We start from the raw sequence: 25,436 nt of genomic DNA, 5'->3' as shown, positions 1-25,436 counted from the left end.
GACAATCCCGCCTTAAAAGAGCGGGGTTGTGAGTATGTCATTTTCTGTGTTTAGCAACCGCGTTATTTCGATAATGCTGGCCTAGTTGCTGGTGCGCCTGCTTGGTTAATTGCGGCATGAGCGCCGGCAGAGCCTTTACCAATAAAGTCAAATGAAGCTCTTTTCCAATCACTTTGGATTGGAATTGGCGCGGGTTGGACATAGTCTGCTGCAGGTGCTCTAGTCATAGGTGCGCTAGCATGATGTTTAAATAATATTGCCGATGGATATGAATGCTCTGGTTTTGTGATCACCTCTGCTTCAGGTTCATTAACCAAAGGCGGGATAACAATGACTGGGATTTGTGATTTGATAGTATTTTCTACTATTAGTAGAGGCGATTCAGTTACCATAGGCTCTTGTTGTTCTGTTGGTGCTACTGGATCACTTTGGTTTACTAATGGGTAATTTATCCACACTTTGCCAGAAGCCATTTCTGGTGATGCGAAAGCACCTGCTAATGGCATAGAGGATTGAGTGGGATAACGTTCATCACGATAGCGGCGACGACGTTGGCCACTAACACGAAGATGACGAGGTGAACGACGCGAGCGGCGTGGCATGCCATTCTCGTTGTTAGTACTGTCATGAGTGATTTCGTCACTCTCTGTAACCGTTGTTGAAATCATCATTGCAGGTAATGGTTTCAGGTCTCTTTTAAGATTATCGATTGACGTGTTTTCAATAAGGTTAACCTCGGCAACAGGGATATCTCTCTCTTTCTTTTGCAGAGTAGCGGTATTATCAGCGTCTATTTTATCAACAGAATGACAACGTATTTTTTGGGTCAACGGGCGCTGTTGACGACGAGGCATAACTGTTCGTTGCGGTTCTTCGTCAAGTTGATTTGTTTCTACCGCTATAGGGAGAGGTATTTTAATCTCTGTTGTTAATACTTTACGTTTATCATTTTGTTGTCGACGCGGTTGTGGATTTTTACGCTGTGTTTTATTGGTATCTACTGTGGTGTCAACCACTGCAGGAGTGGGTGATGTTTGCCGTTTGTTATGGCGTTGTTCTCGATTTCCTTCACTTTCTTCACGGACATTACGTTCTCCCCGATCTTTACGTCCGTTGCCTTGACGTCTTAGATCTCGGCGCTCATTATGGCGCGTTTCAGTAACATTAGGTGCGACATGTTTAACTGATTTTTCTTCTTGGGATTGAGGCGAAGGAGTAAACCAGGCTTTTAAATGATGGAATAGTCGCTGTAGGAGATTCATTGACGTGTCATCAAAAAGTGATGATGTCACTGATTTAGTACGCATTTGCCTCGGCGTCATTGATGCTGTATTTGCCGATTTCTTAACAGCAGTTATTTCAGGGGATGAGGAAGCTTCAGGCAGTGGCAAGGCGGATAATGCAGGTTGTTCTCGCTGTTTACGTTCGTTGAGTGTTTCCTCTTTGGATGCTGTTGCTCCTGCAGTATACTGTTGTGCCAGCATATAACTAATGGTTGTGTTTTCTTCACCTTTACGGATCCGTGATACGGAGTAATTTGGTGTTTGCATATTTTCTGTAGGAATAATAATAGCCCGAACACCGTTAGTCCGATTTTCGATTGCGTTAATGGAGTCACGTTTTTCGTTGATAAGATAAGAGGCAATTGGAACCGGAACGATGGCATGAACTTTGACTGTATTTTCTTTTAGTGCTTCTTCTTCAATTAAACGTAAAATTGATAGCGATAAAGATTCATTGTCGCGAATACTACCGGTACCAGTACAGCGAGGACAGACGTGATGGCTTGATTCTCCTAGCGATGGATTGAGGCGCTGACGGGACATTTCCAACAAGCCGAAACGAGAAATACGACCAATTTGAATACGAGCCCGATCTTGATGTACGGCCTCACGTAGGCGTTGCTCGACGTCACGCTGATGACGTATTGGCGTCATATCAATAAAATCGATCACGATCAATCCACCGAGATCACGTAAACGAAGTTGGCGTGCAATTTCCTCGGCAGCCTCTAAATTGGTATTCCGTGCCGTTTCTTCAATATCCCCGCCCTTCGTTGCACGAGCTGAATTAATGTCGATAGCAGTTAATGCTTCGGTGGTATCCACAACGATAGAGCCACCAGATGGTAAACGTACTTCACGCTGAAAGGCTGATTCGATTTGCGATTCAATTTGATAATGACTAAATAAGGGCGTTTCCCCAGTATAGAGTTTCATTTTTTCTTTAAAATCAGGGCGACCTAGAGCAGTAATATGTTTTTCGGCGAGCTCGAGGGTGTTGGGATTATCAATCAGTATCTCGCCGAGATCCTGGCGCAGATAATCACGAAAAGCCCGAACGATGACGTTACTTTCTTGATGGATTAAAAACGGTGCTGGGCGTCCTTCGGCCGCTTTTTTAATTGCCTCCCAATGTTTTAAGCGGAGTGACAAATCCCATTGTAGGGCTTCTGTATCTTTACCAAGCCCCGCAGTGCGAATGATAAGCCCCATACCATCAGGCAATTCTAACGTCGATAAAGTGGCTTTAAGTCCTATACGTTCTTCCCCTTCGATCCGACGAGAAATCCCGCCTGCTCGTGGATTATTGGGCATAAGAACTAAAAAACAGCCTGCTAAGCTGACAAAAGTAGTTAATGCAGCACCTTTATTACCACGTTCTTCTTTGTCTATCTGAACGATAACCTCTTGGCCTTCATGCAGAACATCTTTAATTTTAGGGCGTCTGTTAGAAGAATGATCACGAGGGAAGTACTCGCGGGAGATTTCTTTTAATGGCAAAAAGCCATGTCTTTCTGCACCATAGTCAACAAAAGCGGCCTCTAGGCTCGGTTCAATTCGAGTGATTTTACCTTTGTAAATATTTGCTTTTTTTTGTTCATGACCTGGGCTTTCAATGTCCAAATCATAAAGCTGTTGTCCGTTTACCAGTGCAACCCGCAACTCCTCCTGCTGAGTCGCGTTAATCAACATTCTTTTCATCTTGACTTACTCGTTCTTTTTTATATTGGCATTAAAACTGCGGAGAAATAACCTTTCATGGCCGAATAAACAGAGCAAACAAGGTCTTTTAACGGCACTGCTAACTTGACTATGACGTCTACCTAAATTTAGGGCTATTATCTCGATAGACCTACTCTTCCTTTTGAAAAATAGCGCCTTTAAGTATAGGCTCGCTTTAATAAATTAATTTTCCGGATTTGGTGGCTCCCCGCAGCCCGCTCATCGCTTGATTTCACACTACGTCTTATGCCATTGCTGCGTTTTTGTATGATCAGGCAAACTTCATTATTTCATTGCTGATAGTGATATAGCAAGGTGACTTTGCTGCTCTAAGCAAAGATTATGTTAACCGCATCCTATACCCTTTATCCCCTTCGCCTTTGAAGCCGCCGCGTTGTTGGCTGCGGGTGTTCGCCTTCATGGTATGTCTACGTACGCTCATCGGTCGGTCGCCTTGGCCGCCTAGCGGCAACTTCAAAGACGAAGGGGATACACTCCTGGGATGCGATTGATTGCCGCCTTGCCGTAACTTGAAATTCATTGGGTATAGTTAGTAATCATTAATTGTTAAACTAGACCTCTTTCCAAACCTGCTCCGTGACGCGGATCCTGTGTTGCCCAGAGCGCGCAATCCTCATGTACTTCATGTACACTCCGGTTGCCGTGCGCCTTGACTTCGCATAACGAACTACGGTTTGGAAAGAGGTCTATTAAATAAAAATAGCGTATAAACGTATTTTTAATCGACAATTTAGTAGTTAAGCACAGAAAAAGGAGTGTCGCTAATTACTTGGTATATTTAGGATTACTAATTATGAAAACGGATAATCCATCAGTACAATTAATCGACATTGCTGCCGATGACGTTGATCAACGGATTGATAACTTTTTGCTCGCCAGATTAAAAGGTGTGCCGAAAAGTATGATTTATCGCATTGTACGAAAAGGAGAAGTGCGCGTTAACAAAGGGAGAATTAAACCAGAATATAAATTACAGAATGGTGATCGAATACGTATCCCACCGGTGCGAGTGGCCGAACGTGAAACCAGAACACTCTCGGTAAAACTGAATAAAATTTCATCACTCGCCGCCCGTATTTTGTTTGAAGATGATGCTTTGTTGATATTGAATAAACCTTTTGGAATCGCAGTGCATGGTGGAAGTGGGGTGGATTTTGGCGTAATAGAAGCATTACGAGCGCTACGGCCTGAAGCCCGTTTTTTAGAGTTGGTACACCGTTTAGATCGTGATACGTCAGGTGTATTGTTGATCGCCAAAAAACGCTCTGCTTTGCGCGCATTACACGAACAATTACGTCTTAAAAAAATACAAAAAGATTATTTAGCATTGGTAAAAGGTCATTGGCCATCTAGCTGTAAAAAAGTACAGGCACCTTTATTGAAAAATGTGCTACAAAATGGTGGCCGAGTGGTGAAAGTTAGCAGTGAAGGTAAAGTATCAGAAACACACTTTAAGGTTGAAGAGCGTTTTGAACATGCCACTTTGCTGAAAGCGAGTCCGATAACCGGCAGGACACATCAGATCCGTGTACATACTTTGCATAGAGGTCATCCGATTGCTTTTGATAACCGTTATGGTGATCGAGAATTTGATCGTCATCTGCAAAATACTGGCCTCAATCGCTTATTTTTGCATGCGGCGACATTATGCTGTCAACATCCGTTGGGAGGAACTTTATGTATCGAAGCACCTTTGGATGATCAATTACGTCATTGCCTGCAAATTTTACGTAAAAAAAACCCTTTTCTTTGACTTTAAATTATCCGGTATGCCGTAAAATCTCGGCTTTTAGAGCCAGGGATATACCCTTCGCCTTTAGAAGTTGCCTTCGGCTGCCAGAGCGACCGACCGATGAGCGTAGATATACCATGAGGGCGAGCACTCACAGCCAACAACGCGGTGGCTTCAAAGGCGAAGGGTATATAAGGCATGGTTTTCCAGCTAACCTGGTGTTAGAATGCGCGGCTAGCAGCGAAAACTTCGTCATAGCTATGACGGCAATCAGTAGCAGGGCATGCTTAACGCCACACTGAATATCAGGCAGCAAAGCATATTTGAATTACAGGCGGCGGATCTCGTCGTTTCTGCCCATGGAGGCCGAGTAAGAGCTTATTCGAAATCTGCTTTGAGCTGCGCTTAGACAAGGAAAAAACGAGTGAAAAAGCGCAGTTGTCTTTTTTGTACAAAACAAGAGATTTCGAATAGGCTCTGGACTTGTCATACACAAGTGGCGGTCTGTGAAGTGGGAAGCCTCGCCCAATAGGACGGGGAGCAGTCACTATGGCGATCTTATGCAAAATGTAAAATTACCTCCGACAGTTAATGTACTTCGTAGTGCTCAAAAGCGTTTAGATTATGTTGGCGTCTATTTTGCCGAGCAGTTAACCCGTGTTGCTGAGGCTGTGGTGAGTTTAGATAGTCATGTTGATGTTTCTTTATCGTTTGCGCTTGATGATCAAGGGTTAGCGGTTATTACGGGTAATGTTGGGGTTAACGTAACATTGCTATGTCAGCGTTGTGGGGGCACCTTGCCTCATTATATTCGTACCAGCTACTGCTTCAGTCCTATCGTTAATAAGAAGCAGGGTAGTGATGAATGGATTACAACATTACCGGCGGCGTACGAGCCTATTGATGTTAATGAATTGGGTGAAGTGGATTTACTGGCAATGATTGAAGATGAAATTATTCTTTCACTGCCGATAGTACCTATGCATGAATCTAAACACTGTGATGTCTCTGCCACGGAAATGATATTTGGTGAACTACCTGAAGAGACAAACCACGCTAATCCATTTGCTGTATTAAAAAATTTAAAGAAAAAAATTAAGGAGTAACCATGGCCGTACAACAAAATAAACCCACTCGTTCTAAACGTGGTATGCGTCGTTCACATGACGCTTTGACTGTTGGCACGCTTTCTAAAGATCAAACCTCCGATGAAATTCACCTACGCCACCATGTGACAAAGGAAGGATATTACCGTGGTAGAAAGGTTATTTTTCCAACAGTACACTTATCGACCAAAAAATCAGTGGTTGAAACGCTAGCAATTAGAGTGGATGCAGCGAAGAAAAAGTGCCTAGCAAAAGATGTCGCATCGTGAAGACTAAAAAAATCAAATATTAAATGGAATAGAATAGAGCGTTGGCATAAGGTCAGCGTTTTTATTTTTATGAGACTGCTTGCAGGGGTAGCTATTTAATTCACAACTCAAGTTGTTGCTAATGGCAAAACCTATCGCTGTTATACCCACAGCCCTTCAAGTTGCCGCTAGGCGGCCAGAGGGGTGAGACCGGATCAGCGTAGACATACTACGTGATTCGGGTGAACACCGCAGCCAACAACGCGGTAGCTTCAAAGGCGAAGGGTATAAAGCATGCCTTTGCCGATTTTTTATGATAGTAAAGTGTGACAATAGACCTCTTTCCAAACCGTAGTTCGTTATGCGAAGTCAAGGCGTCCGGCGCACAGCAACCTTCATTGCCATAAGTACATGAGGATTGCGAGCACCGGGCAACGCAGGATCCGCGTCACCTAGTAGGTTTGGAAAGAGGTCTAATAAAGGGTAGCCGATAATAAAATGAACACTAAGATTCTCGGGACGGGGAGTTATCTGCCCGCAGAAGTACGCAGTAATGCGGACTTAGAAAAGATGGTGGATACCACCAACGATTGGATTGTGACTCGTACTGGTATAAAGGAAAGACGGATAGCCAAAGCTCATGAAACCGTGGCTAGCATGGGGTGCCATGCTGCCAAAAAAGCATTAGAGATGGCACAAAAAGTACGAAAACCCAAAAAATTCGATGAAAATGACATTGGTTTAATTATTGTCGCTACGACTTCTTCGAGTCACGCTTTTCCGAGCTCAGCCTGCCAAATACAGCAAATGTTAGGAATTAAAGATGCTATTTCTTTTGATCTAGCAGCGGCCTGCTCTGGCTTCATTTATGCTCTCAGTGTTGCTGATAAATTTATCAAAAGTGGTACGGTAAAAAATGCTTTGGTGATTGGTTCTGATGCCCTTAGCCGTATGCTTGATGAACAAGATCGTGGCACAGTCATTTTATTTGGTGATGGTGCCGGAGCGGTGGTGTTAAGCGCATCAACAGGCTCTGATATTGATCGCACCCTACCATCCGATATTCTTTCAACACATTTGCATGCCGATGGTCGCTCTGGGAATCTATTGGCACTGCCTCATCAGCATTCTCAAGATCAGCCCGCCTATCTCACTATGAAAGGGTGTGAGGTGTTTAAAATTGCAGTTAATGAATTAGCGAAGATTATCGATGAAACGCTAAAGGCGAATGATATCTGTCATAGCCAACTAGATTGGTTGATACCTCATCAAGCTAACTTACGTATTATTAAAGCAACGGCTGAAAAATTAAAAATGGACATGAAAAAAGTGGTGATCACCTTAGATCAGCATGGTAACACTTCTGCCGCGTCGGTGCCTTCTGCGTTAGATGCAGCAGTGCGTGACGGACGGATTCAACGCGGGCAACTGTTACTGCTGGAAGCCTTTGGTGGTGGCCTTACCTGGGGTTCAGCGTTGATTCGTTTTTGATTTACAAAACAGGTGAATAGCAATGTCAAAATTCGCGATAGTTTTTCCAGGACAAGGCTCTCAGGCAGTGGGGATGTTAGCGGAGCTAGCGGCTCAATTTCCACTTGTTAAAGAAACATTCAATGAAGCCTCATCGGTATTAGGTTACGATTTGTGGCAATTAGTGCAACAAGGGTCGATAGAAGAGTTAAATAAAACTTGGCACACCCAGCCTGCATTGCTTGCTGCCTCGGTGGCTATTTGGCGGCTTTGGAATGCGCTACGAGAACAGCATAAAGTGAATCATCCTATTATCATGGCGGGTCACAGTTTAGGTGAATACTCTGCTTTAGTTTGCGCGGGAGTGTTAAATTTTAAACAAGCTATCAGCTTGGTTGAACTGCGTGGTAAATTGATGCAAGAAGCGGTACCTGTAGGCACTGGTGCCATGTCTGCCATTATTGGTTTAGATAATGATACCGTTGAGCAAGTTTGTGCCGCATCAGCGCAAGGGCAGGTAGTATCACCGGTTAATTTTAACTCAGCCAATCAAGTGGTTATCGCTGGCAACAAAGCAGCGGTAGCGAGAGCAGAGCTTGCCTGTAAACAGGCGGGTGCAAAGCGCGTGTTATCCTTACCCATTAGTGTTCCTTCTCACTGCATACTAATGAAACCTGCTGCAGACAAAATGGCTGTTGCGCTTGAGAAAGTCACCTTCAATCCACCTCATTATTCAGTGGTAAATAATGTAGATGTTCGGGTAGAAAGATCACCGACGGTTATTCGTAACGCTTTGGTACGTCAAATTTATAGTCCGGTTCGTTGGGTAGAGTCTGTTAAATATATTGAAAAACAAGGTGTTGAACGTTTGCTAGAAATGGGGCCAGGTAGTGTTTTGAGTGGTTTGAGCAAACGTATTGTTACTAGATTGGTGACAGAATCAGTCAATGATGTTGCCTCGTTGGTATCTGCGTTAAAACATTAATTAGAAAGAGGATGACATGAGCTTTGGAGGAAAAATTGCCTTGGTAACGGGTGCCAGCCGTGGTATAGGTCAGGGCATAGCAAAGTTATTGGCTGAACGTGGTGCCACGGTTATTGGTACTGCAACCAGTGAAGAGGGGGTGAAAAAGATAAATGATTACCTGATAGATAAAGGTAAAGGTTTTGTATTGAATATTAGTGATTGTGTGTCGATCAATAAATTCGTGGAAGAGGTTATTGCTGAATATAAATCAATTGATATATTGGTGAATAATGCAGGCATTACCTGTGACAGCTTGTTGCTGCGCATGAAAGATGACGACTGGTGTAATATTTTAGAAACTAATTTGACTTCCGTATTTCGCTTATCAAAAGCGGTACTGCATAATATGATGAAAAAACGTTTTGGTCGTATTATCACTATTGGTTCGGTGGTGGGTTGTACTGGTAATGCGGGACAGGCTAGCTATGCGGCTACTAAAGCGGGTATTATTGGTTTCAGTAAGTCGTTAGCACGTGAAGTGGCTTCACGTGGTATTACGGTTAACGTGGTCGCACCGGGTTTTATCGAAACCGATATGACCAAAAAATTGACATCTGAGCAACGTGCAGGCATTTTAGAGCAAATTCCTGCTGGTCAGCTTGGGAAAGTTGAAGAAATTGCCAGCGCTGTTGCATTTTTGGCATCAGAAGAAGCAAGTTATATTTCTGGTGAAACCTTACATGTTAATGGCGGCATGTACATGAGCTAAATCAGGTGAAAATTATTCGCGTTATTTGGGATGAAACTCACATAATAAGGTAGAATAATGGTTTGAATAGCCGAGATTTAGTTGCATCTTTTTCAACATTTTATAAACTACGAAATCCATCGCATAAGCGAGTTTTGATAGGAAATTTAAGAACATGAGTGCTATCGAAGAACGTGTTAAGAAAATCATCGTTGAACAACTGGGTGTTAGGGAAGGAGAAGTGGTAAATCATGCTTCTTTCGTGGAAGATCTTGGCGCTGATTCTCTGGACACTGTCGAATTAGTAATGGCTCTGGAAGAAGAATTTGAGACTGAAATTCCAGATGAAGAAGCAGAAAAAATAACTACTGTGCAAGCCGCGATTGATTATATTACGTCTCACCAACTGTAAACGAACATATCTAGGCGGTCATTCGACCGCCTAAGTTTTATAACATCAACCTTTAACTTCCTTAATTTTGGAGGACAGCCTTGTCTAAGCGTCGAGTGGTTGTAACCGGACTGGGCATGTTATCTCCTGTCGGTAATACCGTTGAATGTGCGTGGAAAAATGTGCTTGCAGGTCAGAGCGGCATATCCCTGATTACAGATTTTGATACCAGTGCCTATACCACAAAATTTGCCGGTTTAATAAAAGATTTTAATTCTGAAGATTTTGATTTGCCTAAAAAAGATGCCCGTAAAATGGATACCTTTATACAGTACGGCGTTGCTGCTGGCATACGAGCTATGGAGGACTGTGGTCTTAAGGTCACTGAAGAGAATAGCGTACGTATTGGTGCCGCCATTGGTTCTGGTATTGGTGGCTTAACTTTTATTGAAAAAAATCATAGTATTCTGATGAGTTGTGGGCCCCGAAAAATCAGCCCGAGTTTTGTGCCTTCAACCATTGTGAATATGATCACAGGTCACTTAAGTATTAAATACAGCCTTCGTGGGCCGAGCATTTCTATATCAACCGCTTGTACGTCAGGTGTGCACAATATTGGCCATGCAGCGCGTATTATTGCTTACAACGACGCTGATGTGATGTTTGCGGGTGGCGCAGAAAAAGCCAGTACTCCGCTGGGTATTGGTGGTTTTGGCGCTGCTCGCGCGTTGTCAACGCGCAATGATAGTCCGATAACAGCCAGTCGCCCTTGGGATAAAGATCGTGATGGTTTTGTTTTGGGTGATGGTGCCGGTATCTTGGTATTAGAAGAATATGAGCATGCAAAAAATCGGGGCGCGAAAATTTATGCCGAAGTGATGGGTTTTGGCATGAGCAGCGACGCTTACCATATGACTGCACCTCCGGAAAAGGGGACAGGTGCTGCGTTAGCGATGCAAAACGCATTGCGTGATGCAGGTCTCGAGCCCTCGCAAATCGGTTATATTAACGCGCATGGCACCTCTACTATGGTGGGTGATAAAGCAGAAACGGAAGCGATGAAAGCGGTTTTCGGCAAAAAGGCGATTAAAATACCGATCAGTTCGACAAAATCAATGACCGGGCATCTGTTAGGGGCAGCCGGGGCGATAGAGTCTATCTTTTCTATTTTAGCGTTGTGTGACCAAATGATCCCGCCAACCATTAATTTGCATAATCCAGATGTAGAATGTGATTTAGATTTTGTCCCGCATGAAGCTCGTAAGGTAGAGATAGAGGAATTAAAATACAGTTTGTGTAATTCCTTTGGTTTTGGTGGCACTAATGGCTCTTTGATTTTTGGTAAATTAGAGGCTGAATCTTAGTCAAAAATACACTTAAAATGCTCATTTACTTTAGTAAATTGAGCGTTTTGCCTGTTTTCATTCCATTGTAGACCTTGTTATACCGTTCGCCTTTGAAGCCGCCGCGTTGTTGGCTGCGGGTGCTCGCCGAATCACGTAGTATGTCTACGCTCATCGGTCTCACTCCCTGGCCGCCTAGCGGCAACTTCAAAGGCGAACGGTATACTTATTAATTTTGTTGAGCAGTAAACAAATGCTCATTTGTTGAATGAGTAATGCTTTTTGTTCCACCTGAATTTACTTCATTTGTTTCAGTGGCTAAGAATGAAGACATGCCAGCTATCAGTTTATCGATATTTTCGCCATTCATTTCATGTTTTTCTGCCTTATTAGTGGGGATCCTCTGAGTTGCCGGCATCTGGCCAAGGTAAGGATCCCCCTCTTCATCAATGTCTAATTGATAAAAATCGCCTAATTTATCCATGATAACAATATGCCGGTAACCTGCATCACGCATAAAATGGCTAATACGGATCACAACGTCACCGATATTGGCATCTAAGTTCGTGCCAGCCAGAATAATATCATCTCCCTCTTGGTATATTTGATTCAACTGCGCCAGAGATATCGTGTGGAGTAGTAACAGATCTAATTGAGGGGAGGCTTGCGCGTCCTGATTATCGATACAAATTTTTCTGACAGTGCCTTTTTCATGATAAATATGGTAAATATCAGCCCCTGCTCCCCCTATCAGGGTATCGTCGCCACGACGGCTATGTAGCTGATTATCTAAGCTATTACCCAGAATATGATCATTAAAGGGAGTGTCTTCCGCGATTAATGACATAAACTCAGGCAGCACGATTTTGCTGTTACCTAGCGTGATCGCGCCGGGTTCGTCACCATTATGCTTTTGTAAATGAATAGAATAATCGGCGGGGAGGTTTTTGAAAAAATCAATGCTGCTGCTTCTGCGATCATGCAGCGTACTGTATTGTGCATTGAACTGCGATAAAAAGAGCCAATGATTATCGTCATCATTCCTCTTGATTATTTTTGGCCATTGAGGAAACAACAGCATGCCGTCACGGGTTGAAAAAATAGCCTGTTTGGCCAGTGTGAGTTGATCTGGGGTATCGGCAGAAGCTTGATAGATATCCATGAGTTTTAACCGGGTTTCGCTAGCATTGTCGTTACGCAGTAAGATTTCTATCCCATATCGGTTGTTTTCTGTATTGGTTTGGATCAACTGAATGGAAAGGATCTGATCGAGATGATATTCGAGCATGATATTACTGGCTTCTGGGGTCGATTCATCCAGTGATAGGCTTTCATCAATAGCGATAACACTTGCCGATGTCTGTGTATTTTGCAAAATATGGTAGCTGTCTATCCCACGGCCACCATCAGCATAACCTTTTGTTAACACTAAAATATCATCACCTCCACCGCCATATAAACGGTCATCACCCCCTCTGCCATCGAGGTAATTATTATGCTGATTGCCGGTTAAAATATCGTCGCTTTCAGCGTGCCCTATAGCATGCTCAATGTGGTTGATGGTAGCAACTAACGCGGTTTGCCCACGGTAGCGAACCGTCCCTTGGTTAAGATCAATGTCATAACCGCTGCCGATAACTGGTTTTCGACTGGCAACAATGCTGTCATTATTATCTATGCCTCCTTTTAATGTGCTGGGCTCTGTTGGTGCTCCTTTGCCCTCTAAATAAAATACATTCGTTAATTGCCCCCCTTGATAGTTTTTACGGCCTATATAGTGTCGTCATGAGATCTTGAGCCATAGAGCAAGGCATCGTATTTGTACAGCAGCGAGAAAAGAGGAGGTATTTTTTGCATAACGAGTAGCAATACCTCGCCAGCGCTTTAGGTGCAGAAAAGCATTTTCCACGAGATGTCGATGCTTGTAGAGCGCTTTATCGTACTCACGTTGAATTTTACGATTCTTTTTAGGTGGTATTACGATTTGCATGCCGGCTTCTTCTGCTTTTTTAATGATGTTATCACTGTCATAGCCCTTGTCAGCCAACAGATATTCTGCTGCAATACCTTTGGTTAAATTCGTTGCTTGCTGACAATCTGCTGTGGTACCTGATGTAATAAAAATTCTGACCGGCATACCATGCGCATCCACGGCCAGATGTATCTTACTGTTGAGCCCCCTTTTGTGCGCTCCATATCCTGATTACCGCCTTTTGCGCCTGCTGCATGAGGGTGAACTTTGCTATGAGTGGCATCAATCATCAGCCATTCAAAATCTGGCTCCACAATCAGCGCTTCGAGCAGAGACTCCCATAGCCCCTTGTCACGCCAGCGGCAAAACCGGCGATGAGTATTTTTCCAACCGCCATAATCAGGCGGTAAATCACGCCAGGGAGCGCCGGTTCTCAATATCCAGAAAACAGCATTAATAAACTGCCTGTTATCTCTGGCTATGCCACCCCAAGTGCCTTTTCTCCCCGGGAGATGAGCTTCCAATAGGCTCCAAACATGATCGGATATATCGTGGCGGCGATGGGCTAAATTCATTCCCGAATCATCTTTCATTATTGAATCATCTCAACAGTTGTCGTTATTTGTTACATGATAATATATTTTTTATTACGTGACGACACTACTTAGCCCTACTTGAAAAATATTTTTTTTATTTTTATCGCCGATGGCGGTATCGTTACCTTCACCGAGATTAAAAAGGATCGCGTTGTCTTTTGTTTCGATCTCCATTTCGTCCGATTGAGGGCGCTCTTTTTTTCTTACATTCGGCGTCAGGCCATTCTGTGGCTGGTTGGCATCAATAAAATCATCGACGTCCCGTAAATTAATCGGTGTGAAATAATGGTATTGGCTGTCGACTTCTGAAAAATAAAGTTCAAAAAGAGGATATTTAGCGGCATACTTTTTCTTTACTTGGTTTATTTCTTCTGGGCGTATTTTATCTTCTCCCCCGCGTGGCAGCATTTTACGCCTTTTTTGCCCTCTGACTATTTTATGTCCAGTGACTTGATATAGGAATAAGTAGCGGTAAGGGCGTTCTTGTAAATCAAAATCACCACGACTGTAATAAAGGGTATGAATACCTTGAGGCAATGTGCTAGCGATTTCTTTTTCGGCCTGTTGATCTAACAGGCGATCATAATGTTGCCTGAATTTTTCTTTCTCTACTCGATTTTCTACCTCCGGGCGCAGAGGGGCTCCCATGAATAATTGAACATAATTATCTAGGGTTTCGCCAATGCTTAATCGGGTATATTTTTCCGTCTCTTGCAGCATCCGCACCGTGTTATAGGTTTGAGACAGGCCAAAAATAGCCATGTTGACTGCCAGACCCACGGGTCCTGCCGCTGCCGCAATTCTTCCGCCTACACTGAACGCCACACCACTACTGATCCCGACAGCAGCACTGAGCGTCGATAAGGATCCGTTAACGATGAGATCTTGCCTGCGGTCAGGATCCTGTTCGGACGAGAGCCGCGTAAATGAATCGGTAGCATGATAAATATCGAAACCGCTAGATAATACAGCTAGTACAGTAGGACTCCCTTTTAGTAATTTTTTTCCTGCATGAGAGCTCATTTGGCCACGCTGTGAACCTAATCTCGCTGTTAAATCGCCAAGCGCATCCGTTACACTGTCCACCCCGATAGCTGCAATGGCTAAATTGCGCTCTAAAGTTAGATCTTTTCTTTGTTTTGGCGTCAGATCGTCCCGATCTAACCACATTTTGTATTGCCTGAGAGTGGAAATGACACCCCAGCGACCCTGTATTTGCATCAGACTGCTCATGTAGCGACTCCCCTGGTATAGATGGCGCACCTCAGGACGAGTAGTAACAGTACGAGGGGTCATATCGATCTCTGGTTCACGCGGTGATTGAAGGGGCTGCTGGGTTGGCAGAAGATGATTTTTCATCAAATCAAAAGTCTGTTCTAGACGTGTTTTTAGGCTGATTTTTTCGACTAATTGACCCTGTTTATTCCATCTGAATACTGTTTTATGTTGTGAGGCTTTATGGTGCCAATGACCTGATTTGGCATCTTGCGTTATTTTACTGCCTGCTTTGAGGGCACCAATCCCTTCAGCAACAGAGAGGATGGTTGAACGTGCGGCGATATCAGTACGGATCCCCCGTTGATCAAGTTGTTGTGCCAGATCTTTGGCAAAAGGAACCAAACAGCAACCCACTAGGCTAATGTAGTTAGCAGCACTGTTAACACCGTATTGAGCACTGAATTTTCTATTAAAGTGCGTCAGCCTTATCGCCAATGCTTGCGCTGTTGTATCCGCCATAGTGTCGACCATAGTATCGCCCATCCTGTGCTGATCAGAGAAGGCGTCTCCACCGTGCCCGACCAATTGCCAACGTATTTTTCCACTCAGTTGAGTGGGATCACCATAAACCACCCGATAATCGCCCTTATTATTTAGCTGAACGAATACCGAATTGCGGTGCTTACTCGCCAAGCTTGCTGCTGCATTCACACAATATCTATCATCTTCAAGTTGAATGATGATTTGGCTTTGGTAATGGCTGTCTCCTCCGTTATTAATTTTGATAACCAGTGGCTTTTCCCAAGCATGATCCGCCTGGTATATCGCTTTTATATCCGCTAATCGCTCTAGCTGTAAGTTGTCGATATAATTTTTATCGCCAAATTTAGCCAACATAAAAAATTCGGCATCTGGCCAGATCGCGTCTTGATTATCTCTTATTTTTGCGATGGCAGATTGCAGATAGTCCATCGCTTGTTGCGCGCGGGCGTTAGGTTGCGGCTCGATCAATTCTTGATAATGATAACCAAGGTGTATGGTTTTTTCCCTGTCATCTAAAAACACTTTATTGAGTATGTGCTGATCCTGAGCATGCAACAATAAGCGTTTAAATTCTGCAAAGTCTTCTGCTGAGGTCAATTTTACCTGATAGGTGCTAGCAAAATCGGCCAAGTTTATCGGTGGTGAGGCACCTGAAAAACGTGATTTCGGTTGTAGATGTAGATAGGGATCAGTCTGTACGGCTCGGATCATGGCATCGGTTAAGCCTAAATTGTCACCATGCGCTTCATTAAATGCATAAAGATAAAGTTGATTCGCCAGCGCTGGCCTGGTTGCGGCAATATCGTTTATCACTGTTTTGAAATGTGCCATGTCGGCAGAAAAAAGCGCGCTATTAAGTTGATCGACTAATTTTGAAAAGGCGGCATTACGCTGAGGATCAGGCTGTTTGGCAATATAATCCCTCAGTTGATTTTTTAGGATAAAAGCGGTTTGAGTCTTTTCGATGCCCCGTGTGTTATGTAGTTTATCCAGTGTCATCAGGATAGGCTGGTATCCCGTTTTTATAAAAGACATTGGTATGATCTTTAACAGATCATCACGAGACATCACACGCCGAAATTTACCCTGCAAACTGCTGCTGGTGGTCGTTAACCAAGAGTGGGTTCTATCTTCTTCGGTACTACCATTAAATTGTTCAAAGAGATCTTGATCAAAGGAGACGCGAGGATCTGAATCAAACCAACGTTGAGATAATTTTTTTAGTCCCTGTGTTACCGCTCCCGGTCCGCTAATACTGATAGTCGCTCTGGCTTCAGGCAAAAGACCATCTAGACGATAATTGATTGCAGGCGTGGCATCAAAATCATCACTTCCACTGCCATAATCACGTTTGAACTGATGGGCGTAGCCGAGTATTTTCTCTTGATTAATATCGGTATATTGCTGGATATCAACCAAATCTAGGTCTTCTAATCGATGATAATTATTGGTTATATATTGCATCAGGGTGGTTAATGATGCGCTGTTTGCCGGTGCCACTATTCCGGCATTAGATCCCGTGAAAAATATTTTTGCGCGCCGCAGCCCGTCAGGCAATATCTTTTGTGGCGCTAATGCCTGGAAAAAATCTCGAGGGGAATGACCTTTATTACGAATACAGCTCCGCATTTTATCTACTAAAATGGCATGATCCGCGCTGCGTTTTGCAAATATGGCAACATAATCTTGATATTGACCCTTCTCAGCCAACGCCGTTCGCGCAGGAAAATCTGCCTGTAAATGTTCCAGTACTAATTGGGTTTGCAAAAGAGCGATATTGCCTTCTTGCAATCTCTTCATTTCTGTGATGATTTCTGTATTAAAGAGATCGGGTTTCCATTGAGGTAAAAAATCAACATCAAAATAAACCCCGCCTTGTTGATTGAGTATTTGCAGCCGTAAAAGATCAGAAGCTGCCGCGGTATTTTGCCGCAGCGCCAATTCTTGGTAATAATATTTTTTATCTATTCCCTGATCTAATACCGTATTAATATCTTGCAGAATATAATCGGAGCCGGCATTGGCGATAAAATTATTAAAAGAGGCTTGGTTGTCCGCCATGATATGTTCTAAATTTTCTCTCGATCCGCCTAATCGCCGGCAAATAAAGTCTAATGCTGCCTGATCGAAAGTTTGATTATTTTTGAGTGCTTGAGTTATTTCGCTATAGGCTTGGTTTTGTAATTGGATCACCTTATCAACCCAATCAATTTCACCGATAAAGGTATTTTTTGCGGCAAAATCTTTGATGTGTTTCGCTAACGGATAAACCAACAGCGCGTTAGGATCATACCAAATTTTTATACGGTAGCCCTGCTGTCCTTTATTGGTCTCTCCCCAGGCCTTAATATAATCTTGCTGTATTTTTCCTAGCTGCCCGAGCCAAATAAAATGTAAATTTTTAGGCACTGTTTGTTGCAGCGCCGGTATATTTGCCAGTGCTATGCAACGTTGCTGAACGCTGGTTAATAACGTCCGTATTGCTTGCGGAGCCGGGTCGGTATTTTTTTCAATAGCCTGGTAGAGAGATTGATTAATTTGTTGGAGTAATTGGAATTCTTGTTGGGAGTTTTTAATAGGGTTGAACGATGCGTGATAATTTTCGAGTGTCGCTATTATTTTTTGATAGGCTGGATCGGTTATTAGTATATCTTCATCTAATTTACTCATTAATTCTTTTGCAGTCATTAAAGCCGTCATAGTTATGTCCTTATATCAATTTGATCCATTTTCCTAAAGGTAGAGATTTTATTGTTGATTTTTTCAACAAATTTTGCGGTTGGCGTAACATTCATTGATGCATTTTTGTTATATTACATTTACTCACACAAAAAATTTCGAACAGGCTCCAAGAGTCAATGTGCTATGACGATAAGAAAAAAATACCCCCAGGTACTGATTATTTTAGTATTGCTCTGTTTAGCGTTATCAGTCGTGTTAAGTTTAGGCTATCTGAAAATAAAAAATTTTGCCGATAGTCGCTTAGCGATCAAGCAGGAAACGCTTTTTACGTTACCCTCGGGTAGCGGAAGGGTAGCGTTCGAGGCGTTACTATTACAGCAGCAGGTGATAGCCCCCTCCTCATTATTCTCCTGGTTACTGCACATCGAACCTGAGTTGGCTAAATTTAAAGCGGGCACCTACCGTTTGATGCCTGAGATGACGGTTAGAGACATGCTGAATTTATTGGCTAGCGGTAAAGAAGCCCAATTTTTTATTCTTTTTATTGAAGGCAGTACTTTTAAGGATTGGCTGAATAAATTACAGGGTGCGGACTATGTAAAACAGCAATTAATAGGAAAAAACAATGCTGATATTGCCTCGTTGCTGGCGTTGGAAAGTAATGCACCGCTCGAAGGGTGGTTTTATCCCGATACTTATTCGTATACTGCGGGAACCACTGACATCAGTTTACTCAAACGTGCCCACGAAAAAATGGCCAAAGTCGTTGCTGAGATTTGGCAAGGGCGTGATGAATTACTGCCTTATAAAACGCCGAATGATTTAGTGGTGATGGCGTCAATTATAGAAAAAGAGAGTGCTATCAATGATGAACGTCACATTGTTGCATCGGTGTTTGTCAACCGTTTGCGATTGGGAATGCGATTGCAAGCCGATCCTACGGTGATTTATGGTATGGGTGAAAACTACAAAGGCAAACTCACACGTAAAGATTTGCTGACTACTACCCTGTATAATACCTATACCAATAGTGGATTACCTCCAACCGCTATTGCTATGCCGAGCTTAGTTTCGCTAAATGCCGCGGCTCATCCGGCTAAGACGCAATATCTTTATTTTGTCGCCGACGGTCAGGGAGGGCATAAATTTAGTGCTGATTTAGCCCAGCATAATGATGCAGTTCGTATTTATCGTCAGGGCTTGAAGGACAAAAATGCACAGTAAAATGATAACCGGTAAATTTATCGTGATTGAAGGCCTGGAAGGCGCAGGAAAAACGACGGCGGGAGAGACAGTGGCTCAAGTCTTACGTGCTCACGGGATTAATGATATTGTTCAGCCCCGTGAGCCTGGCGGCACGCCGGTGGCAGAAAAATTACGTGAACTGATAAAACAGCGTATAGATTCTGATCCTCTCACAGATAAAGCAGAAGTTTTAATGTTATATGCTGCTCGAGTGCAGTTGATCGAAAATGTTATTAAACCCGCGTTAGCGCGTGGGGCTTGGGTAGTGGGTGATCGTCATGATTTATCATCCCAAGCTTACCAAGGAGGCGGGCGGGGCGTTGATAGCAAATGGATGGCTTCATTACGTGATAGTCTGCTGGGCTCCTTTCGTCCTGATTTGACATTATATTTAGATATTTCTCCTGAGCAGGGATTAGCGCGTGTTAGATTGCGTGGGTCTCCTGATCGTATTGAACAAGAATCTCTGGCATTTTTTACCCGGGTTCATGAGCGTTATCTGAAATTGGTGGCAGGCGATAGCAATATTAAAATGATTAATGCGGCGCAACCACTTGTAAAGGTGAGTGCTGAAATTCGGCGAGAACTTGAAAAATGGTTGGAAATGAATGGGTTTGGAGAAAGGGATGTCTGAATAAGACAATATACCCAATACTCGCTACGGTTTCGAAAGAGGTTTAAGAAATTAATGATGACTTGGTATCCCTGGCTCACCGCTTCCTATCACCAATTGCTCAATCAGCACATCACCGGGCGTGGTCATCATGCACTATTGTTACATGCGTTGCCTGGAAACGGGGCAGAGTCGTTGTTTTATGGATTGAGTCGATGGTTAATGTGTCAGCAAAAGCAAAACGACAAAAGTTGTGGTCGCTGCCACAGTTGTTGCTTAATGCTGGCGGGTAATCATCCTGATTATTATCACCTGATGCCAGAAAAAGGTAAAACACGTTTGGGTATCGAATCCATCAGGCAAATTACAGAAAAGCTTTCTTCTTATGCTCAACAGGGCGGTGCGAAAGTGATTTTGTTGCCTCAGGTTGAACAATTGACGGATATTGCGGTAAACGCATTGTTAAAAACCTTGGAAGATCCTCCTGAAGAAACCTATTTTGTGCTGGGGTGTTATCAGCCATCTCGTGTTTTGGCTACTTTACGTAGCCGTTGTTTTTATTGGCATCTAGCGAGTCCGGATCCCGGTTTAAGTGTGCGGTGGTTAAGTGATCAGGTCATGGCCGAATCGACTGTGATCTTGACGGCACTGCGGCTGACTAATGGCGCGCCCTTGGCGGCGAAACAATTGCTAGAGCCAGCACATTGGCAGCAGCGCACGGTTTGCTGTACCGCGTTGTCTCGGGCTCTTTTTTCTGGTGATATGTTGTCATTATTGCCACAATTGCATCATGATGAGGTCAATGAGCGTTTGCATTGGCTCATCTCTTTGTTACTCGATGCGCTGAAATGGCAGCATCGATCAGGAGATTTTATTGTTAATCAGGATCAACTGCCATTAGTGCAACAATTGATGCAGAAATTATCCATTGAGGCGCTATTAAAATCCGTGAACCAATGGATGTATTGCCGTCATCAGTTGTTGTCGATTGTTGGGTTAAATCGTGAATTAGTGATTACTGAACAGTTGCTGAATTGGGAAAATATGCTGTCATAATCTGCGATTTTGTCTTTTTATTTATTTTTTAGCGCCTATAGTGACGTTCAGACGAGGAAAATAGGCTTTTATCAAGAGTTGATACACTATGTTATTAATTGATTCTCATTGCCATCTCGATAGCTTGGATTATCAGCGATTGCATGCCGATGTTGATGATGTGCTAGCTAAAGCTAAGGCACGTGATGTGGGTTTTGTTTTGGCGGTAGCCACTACCTTACCGGGTTTTAGCGCTATGGTGGAGTTGATCGGTGAACGTAAAAATGTCGCATTTTCTTGTGGTGTACATCCCCTCTATCTTAAAGAAAGTTATGATGATCAAAAATTGTTAAAACTGGCTTCTGCGAGCAAGGTAGTCGCATTAGGGGAAACGGGGCTGGATTATTCTTACCAAAAAGATAATATTGCGCAGCAGCAGGCATCATTTCGTCAACATATTCGTATCGGTCGTGAGTTAAATAAACCGGTGATTGTGCATACTCGTGCGGCAACTGAGGATACGTTGGCTATTTTACAGCAAGAAAATGCACGAGATTCACGAGATTGTAGGGGGGTTTTACACTGTTTTACTGAAGATCAAGCGACTGCGAAAAAGTTACTGGATTTAGGATTCTATTTGTCATTTTCTGGGATTGTGACTTTTCGTAATTCTGACGCGTTACGCGAGGTTGTACGCTATGTTCCATTAGACCGCCTGCTAATTGAAACTGATTCACCTTATTTAGCACCGGTTCCGAACCGAGGAAAAGAAAATCAACCGGCTTATGTTCGTGATATTGCTGAATATATCGCCGTGCTAAAAAAAATCAGCTTGGAAGAATTGGCAGAGGAAACCACTAAAAATTTTTCTAAATTGTTTCAAATTGACAGATCAAGATTGGAATATTTTGGTAATCAATAAATTTTTTGTAACTACTATTTACGCCTTTTTAAGGCGTAATTTATTACTAAACCTAGTAACGTGTTTATACCCTTCGCCTTTCAAGTTACGGCTTTGTTGTCTGCGGGTGCTCGCCGAATCACGTAGTTGTCTACGCTCATCGGTCGGTCGCCCTGGCCGTAACTCGAAATTCATTGGGTATATGTCCTTTGGCGTAAATTAGTCTATTAATTTGTAATTTATTACAAAAAGCGATACCAATACTGGAAATTTTTTTCTTTGTTTATAGAAACGTGATTATCATCAAACATTAAAAAGACAATTTATTTTACTCTTCGTAATAACCAAAGAGCGCTAAAGATGCTCAGTTTAGTAAAGGATTACCTGTTTTTGTAACGAGGAATAAGAAACAATAAAAAATTATTTATTATTAACCAGGAGTATATTTCATTATGTTTAGAAACGCATTTGCAAGCCTACAAAAAGTGGGTAAATCGCTAATGCTACCGGTATCCGTATTACCTATCGCCGGTATTTTACTGGGGGTAGGTTCCGCTGATTTTAGCTGGTTACCTGCGGTAGTCTCTCACGTCATGGCAGAAGCGGGTGGTTCCGTATTTGCTAACATGCCATTAATTTTTGCTATCGGGGTTGCATTAGGTTTTACTAACAATGATGGTGTTTCGGCTTTAGCTGCTGTTGTGGCCTATGGCATTATGGTGAAAACCATAGCTGTAATTGCGCCATTGATCTTGCATATGCCTGCGGATGAAATTTCTGGCAAGCGTTTGGCTGATACCGGGGTATTAGGTGGGATAGCAGCAGGTGCAGTTGCCGCTTATATGTTTAATCGTTTTTATCGGATTAAATTACCCGAATACTTAGGGTTTTTTGCCGGTAAACGTTTTGTCCCTATTATTTCTGGTTTTTCGGCTATTTTATTAGGAGGGATGTTGGCCTTCATCTGGCCACCGATAGGTAATGCGGTACAAACTTTTTCACAGTGGGCTGCTTATCAGAATTCGGTAGCGGCGTTTGCTATTTATGGTGTTGTAGAACGTGCCCTGGTTCCCTTCGGTCTTCATCATATATGGAATGTTCCTTTTCAGATGCAAATTGGAGAATATATTAATTCGGCTGGGCAGGTATTTCACGGTGATATTCCGCGTTATATCGCCGGTGATCCAACGGCGGGGAAATTATCAGGTGGCTTTTTATTTAAAATGTATGGTTTGCCCGCCGCTGCTATTGCAATTTGGCATTCCGCTAAACCTGAAAACCGAGCTAAAGTCGGCGGCATCATGATTTCGGCCGCACTCACCGCATTTTTGACGGGTATCACTGAACCGATAGAATTCACTTTTATGTTTGTGGCTCCGGTTCTGTACGCGATTCATGCCATTTTAGCGGGGTTAGCTTTCCCCATTTGTATTTTACTTGGCATGCGCGATGGTACGAGTTTCTCTCATGGATTGATTGATTTTATCGTACTGAGTGGTAACAGCAGTCGGATCTGGTTATTTCCTTTAGTTGGTATTTGTTATGGTTTCGTTTATTACATTATTTTTCGATTGCTGATCGTGAAATTAGATCTCAAAACTCCCGGTCGTGAAAGTGAATCAGATGAGCAAATGTTGCGGAGTGGCTCTGAAATGTCTGCGGCACTGGTTGCCACCTTTGGTGGTAAAAAAAATATTCTTAACTTAGATGCCTGTATTACTCGTTTACGTGTCAGTGTGGAAGATATTACTAAAGTAGATCAAGCGGGTTTGAAAAAGCTTGGCGCTGCTGGTGTTGTGGTTTCAGGCTCTGGAGTGCAAGCTATTTTTGGTACTAAATCAGATAATTTAAAAACGGATATGGATGAATATATTCGTGATAATTGATTTTGTTATACCCACAGTCTTTGACGTTGCCGCTAGGCGGCCAAGGGCGTGAGACCGATGAACCTACCATGAGGGCGCGAACCCCGCAGCCAACAACGCGGCGGCTTCAAAGGCGAAGGGTATATCCGGTATGCCGTAAAACCACGGCTCCTCCCCTTCCTCTAATTAACTAAAAAACAAGGCACTAACTACCATCGCTGCAGTTATACCCAATGAATTTCTAGTTACGGCAAGGCGGCCAGGGCGACCGACCGATGAGCGTAGACAACTACGTGATTCGGCGAGCACCCGCAGACAACAAAGCCGTAACTTGAAAGGCGAAAGGTATAGTGCCGATCCCCTTTGATCCGTTACTCCATTTGCAAAGAAATATTAACTATGACTGAAGAAATGATTTTTAGTAAAATTATACACCGTGAAATACCTGCCGATATTGTGTATCAAGATGATTTGGTAACCGCATTCCGTGATATTGCTTGCCAAGCCCCTACCCATATTTTGATTGTTCCTAATAAACTTATTCCTACGCTAGATGAGGTTGCTGAAGAAGATGAGATTATTTTAGGGCGCATGATGTTGGTTGCGACTAAAATAGCTAAGAGAGAAGGGATTGCGGAAAAGGGGTATCGATTGATTGTCAATTGTAAGGATAATGCCGGCCAAGAAGTTTACCATCTTCACATGCATCTGTTGGGTGGTAAGCCACTAGGCTCTTTATTGGGATCTTGTTAATAGACTTCTTGAAACACTAGACCTCTTTCGAAACCGTAGTTTGTTATGCGAGGTCAAGGCGCCCGGCGCACAGCAACCTTCGTTAACATACAGTACATGAGGATTGCGCGCACCGGGCAACGCGGGATTCGCATAACGCAGCAGGTTTCGAAAGAGGTCTACTGACGAGGTGACGCAAATTTTAGCTTATACTCTTCGCCTTTGAAGCCGCCGCGTTGTTGGCTGTGAGCCCTCGCCCGAATCACGTAGTCTGTCTACGCTCATCGGGTCTCACGCCCTGGCCGCCTAGCGGCAACTTCAAAGTCGGAGGGTATATACGTCGCTGACGTTTTTGATTGGAGTGCGATTAATGAAAAGATATGGGTTTATAGTATCTGGTCTGATTACATTGACGTTGATAGGGTGTTCATGGCAGCAAGATACTGATCATCATCAAAATGTTCCGCCTCCTCCCGTTACTATCAAACCGCTAAAACCCCCCATATCAGAATCAGAATCAGAGACTGAGACAGCTCCCCCCCCGGTGGTGGAAAAGGTGCCGCCATTGCCAAAAATGCGCGTGTTCAATTGGGCGGCCAGTATCGAACCTCTGGTTGATAATATGTTGAATGTGAATAATGTCGTGGCAGGCAGTGTATTGTTGTTAGATAGTGTAAAAAATAGTACCAACGGGCAATTGCAGAGTGCAAAGGCGACCGAAGCACTGCACCAAAAACTGGCTTCAAACAAAAAATTTGTGCTAATTTCAGCGAATCAATTGGCGGCAGCTAAGAAAAAGCTCGGATTATCAGAAAATGATAGTTTGGGATCACGTACTAAGGCCATTGGTTTGGCACGTTCTGTCGGTGCTCAATATGTACTTTATAGTAATATCAAAGGAAATGTAAAAGCTCCGACCATCGATATACAATTGATGCTGGTAGAAACCGGTGAAATTCTTTGGTCAGGTGAGGGCGTTATCGGGCATTAATGCATTTTAAAT

The 25,436-nt window shown here is 43.3% G+C and carries 22 protein-coding genes and 2 pseudogenes; 16 read left to right on the top strand and 8 right to left on the bottom strand.

Annotated features, from left to right (window positions below; all coding sequences use genetic code 11):
- Positions 1-62: 62 nt before the first annotated feature.
- Positions 63-2,984, bottom strand: coding sequence for a ribonuclease E (gene rne, locus AACL30_RS12760; protein ID WP_339056839.1), 2,922 nt, complete (start codon positions 2,982-2,984; stop codon positions 63-65).
- Positions 2,985-3,345: 361 nt separating this feature from the next.
- A complete protein-coding gene (locus tag AACL30_RS12755; RefSeq protein WP_339056838.1) occupies positions 3,346-3,546 on the bottom strand; it encodes a hypothetical protein in 201 nt (66 codons plus the stop codon).
- Positions 3,547-3,819: 273 nt separating this feature from the next.
- On the opposite strand from AACL30_RS12755, the gene rluC reads away from it, so the two are divergent.
- The 9 genes and pseudogenes from rluC to fabF all read left to right on the top strand — a co-directional run bounded on the left by rluC (position 3,820) and on the right by fabF (position 11,052).
- Complete coding sequence (rluC, locus tag AACL30_RS12750; protein ID WP_339056837.1) at positions 3,820-4,779, top strand: 23S rRNA pseudouridine(955/2504/2580) synthase RluC; 960 nt, start codon at positions 3,820-3,822, stop codon at positions 4,777-4,779.
- A gap of 116 nt (positions 4,780-4,895) precedes the next feature.
- Positions 4,896-5,060, top strand: a complete 165-nt coding sequence (locus AACL30_RS12745) for a hypothetical protein (RefSeq protein WP_339056836.1) — start codon at positions 4,896-4,898, stop codon at positions 5,058-5,060.
- Between the two features lie 258 nt (positions 5,061-5,318).
- Positions 5,319-5,864: a 23S rRNA accumulation protein YceD gene (yceD, locus tag AACL30_RS12740; RefSeq protein ID WP_339058473.1), complete on the top strand. Its 546-nt coding sequence runs from the start codon at positions 5,319-5,321 to the stop codon at positions 5,862-5,864.
- Between the two features lie 2 nt (positions 5,865-5,866).
- Positions 5,867-6,028, top strand: a pseudogene (rpmF, locus tag AACL30_RS12735) (50S ribosomal protein L32); the annotation flags it as partial.
- A gap of 582 nt (positions 6,029-6,610) precedes the next feature.
- Positions 6,611-7,603 (top strand): beta-ketoacyl-ACP synthase III, encoded by a 993-nt coding sequence (locus AACL30_RS12730; protein ID WP_339056835.1) that lies wholly within the window; start codon positions 6,611-6,613, stop codon positions 7,601-7,603.
- A 22-nt stretch (positions 7,604-7,625) separates the two neighbouring features.
- On the top strand, positions 7,626-8,567 hold the full coding sequence (gene fabD / locus AACL30_RS12725) for an ACP S-malonyltransferase (protein WP_339056834.1): 942 nt from the start codon (positions 7,626-7,628) through the stop codon (positions 8,565-8,567).
- A gap of 16 nt (positions 8,568-8,583) precedes the next feature.
- Positions 8,584-9,318, top strand: coding sequence for a 3-oxoacyl-ACP reductase FabG (fabG, locus tag AACL30_RS12720; RefSeq protein ID WP_339056833.1), 735 nt, complete (start codon positions 8,584-8,586; stop codon positions 9,316-9,318).
- Between the two features lie 154 nt (positions 9,319-9,472).
- Positions 9,473-9,709: an acyl carrier protein gene (gene acpP / locus AACL30_RS12715; RefSeq protein WP_339056832.1), complete on the top strand. Its 237-nt coding sequence runs from the start codon at positions 9,473-9,475 to the stop codon at positions 9,707-9,709.
- 80 nt (positions 9,710-9,789) lie between these two features.
- Positions 9,790-11,052, top strand: a complete 1,263-nt coding sequence (gene fabF, locus AACL30_RS12710) for a beta-ketoacyl-ACP synthase II (protein WP_339056831.1) — start codon at positions 9,790-9,792, stop codon at positions 11,050-11,052.
- 25 nt (positions 11,053-11,077) lie between these two features.
- Here fabF and AACL30_RS12705 read toward each other — a convergent pair whose 3' ends face one another.
- From AACL30_RS12705 to AACL30_RS12690, 5 genes and pseudogenes are all read right to left on the bottom strand, one after another.
- The gene (locus AACL30_RS12705; RefSeq protein ID WP_339056830.1) at positions 11,078-11,242 is read right to left on the bottom strand and encodes a hypothetical protein; all 165 of its coding nucleotides are present in this window, start codon (positions 11,240-11,242) and stop codon (positions 11,078-11,080) included.
- An 18-nt stretch (positions 11,243-11,260) separates the two neighbouring features.
- On the bottom strand, positions 11,261-12,460 hold the full coding sequence (locus AACL30_RS12700; protein ID WP_339056829.1) for a hypothetical protein: 1,200 nt from the start codon (positions 12,458-12,460) through the stop codon (positions 11,261-11,263).
- Between the two features lie 12 nt (positions 12,461-12,472).
- Positions 12,473-12,547, bottom strand: a pseudogene (locus tag AACL30_RS16555) (hypothetical protein); the annotation flags it as partial.
- Between the two features lie 267 nt (positions 12,548-12,814).
- A protein-coding gene (locus AACL30_RS12695) for an IS5 family transposase (RefSeq protein WP_422389587.1) occupies positions 12,815-13,578 on the bottom strand; the annotation gives its coding sequence in 2 pieces (ribosomal slippage) (positions 12,815-13,218 and positions 13,218-13,578; 765 coding nt in all).
- A 72-nt stretch (positions 13,579-13,650) separates the two neighbouring features.
- Positions 13,651-18,060 (bottom strand): TcdA/TcdB catalytic glycosyltransferase domain-containing protein, encoded by a 4,410-nt coding sequence (locus tag AACL30_RS12690; RefSeq protein WP_339056828.1) that lies wholly within the window; start codon positions 18,058-18,060, stop codon positions 13,651-13,653.
- Between the two features lie 171 nt (positions 18,061-18,231).
- On the opposite strand from AACL30_RS12690, the gene mltG reads away from it, so the two are divergent.
- The 4 genes from mltG (at position 18,232) to AACL30_RS12670 (ending at position 21,857) form a co-directional block, all read left to right on the top strand.
- Complete coding sequence (mltG, locus tag AACL30_RS12685) at positions 18,232-19,266, top strand: endolytic transglycosylase MltG (protein WP_339058472.1); 1,035 nt, start codon at positions 18,232-18,234, stop codon at positions 19,264-19,266.
- A 4-nt stretch (positions 19,267-19,270) separates the two neighbouring features.
- Positions 19,271-19,921, top strand: coding sequence for a dTMP kinase (gene tmk, locus AACL30_RS12680; RefSeq protein ID WP_339058471.1), 651 nt, complete (start codon positions 19,271-19,273; stop codon positions 19,919-19,921).
- A 57-nt stretch (positions 19,922-19,978) separates the two neighbouring features.
- Positions 19,979-20,956 (top strand): DNA polymerase III subunit delta', encoded by a 978-nt coding sequence (gene holB / locus AACL30_RS12675; RefSeq protein WP_339056827.1) that lies wholly within the window; start codon positions 19,979-19,981, stop codon positions 20,954-20,956.
- Positions 20,957-21,044: 88 nt separating this feature from the next.
- Positions 21,045-21,857, top strand: a complete 813-nt coding sequence (locus AACL30_RS12670; protein WP_339056826.1) for a metal-dependent hydrolase — start codon at positions 21,045-21,047, stop codon at positions 21,855-21,857.
- Positions 21,858-21,875: 18 nt separating this feature from the next.
- Here the strand turns inward: AACL30_RS12670 and AACL30_RS12665 are convergent, their stop codons facing one another.
- Positions 21,876-22,031 (bottom strand): hypothetical protein, encoded by a 156-nt coding sequence (locus tag AACL30_RS12665; RefSeq protein WP_339056825.1) that lies wholly within the window; start codon positions 22,029-22,031, stop codon positions 21,876-21,878.
- A 257-nt stretch (positions 22,032-22,288) separates the two neighbouring features.
- Between AACL30_RS12665 and ptsG the strand changes: the two genes are divergently transcribed.
- From ptsG to lpoB, 3 genes are all read left to right on the top strand, one after another.
- Positions 22,289-23,722, top strand: coding sequence for a PTS glucose transporter subunit IIBC (gene ptsG, locus AACL30_RS12660; protein ID WP_176488534.1), 1,434 nt, complete (start codon positions 22,289-22,291; stop codon positions 23,720-23,722).
- A gap of 378 nt (positions 23,723-24,100) precedes the next feature.
- Positions 24,101-24,454 carry an HIT domain-containing protein gene (locus AACL30_RS12655; RefSeq protein ID WP_339056824.1) on the top strand — a complete coding sequence of 118 codons (354 nt, stop codon included), beginning with the start codon at positions 24,101-24,103 and terminating at the stop codon, positions 24,452-24,454.
- A 349-nt stretch (positions 24,455-24,803) separates the two neighbouring features.
- Positions 24,804-25,424: a penicillin-binding protein activator LpoB gene (lpoB, locus tag AACL30_RS12650; RefSeq protein ID WP_339056823.1), complete on the top strand. Its 621-nt coding sequence runs from the start codon at positions 24,804-24,806 to the stop codon at positions 25,422-25,424.
- Positions 25,425-25,436 lie beyond the last annotated feature (12 nt).

This window comes from Candidatus Regiella endosymbiont of Tuberolachnus salignus, from assembly GCF_964020115.1.
GTDB classification, from domain to species: domain Bacteria; phylum Pseudomonadota; class Gammaproteobacteria; order Enterobacterales; family Enterobacteriaceae; genus Regiella; species Regiella insecticola.
The sequence above is the reverse complement of the archived record's forward strand: the minus strand, read 5'-3'. Positions and strand labels throughout refer to the sequence as shown.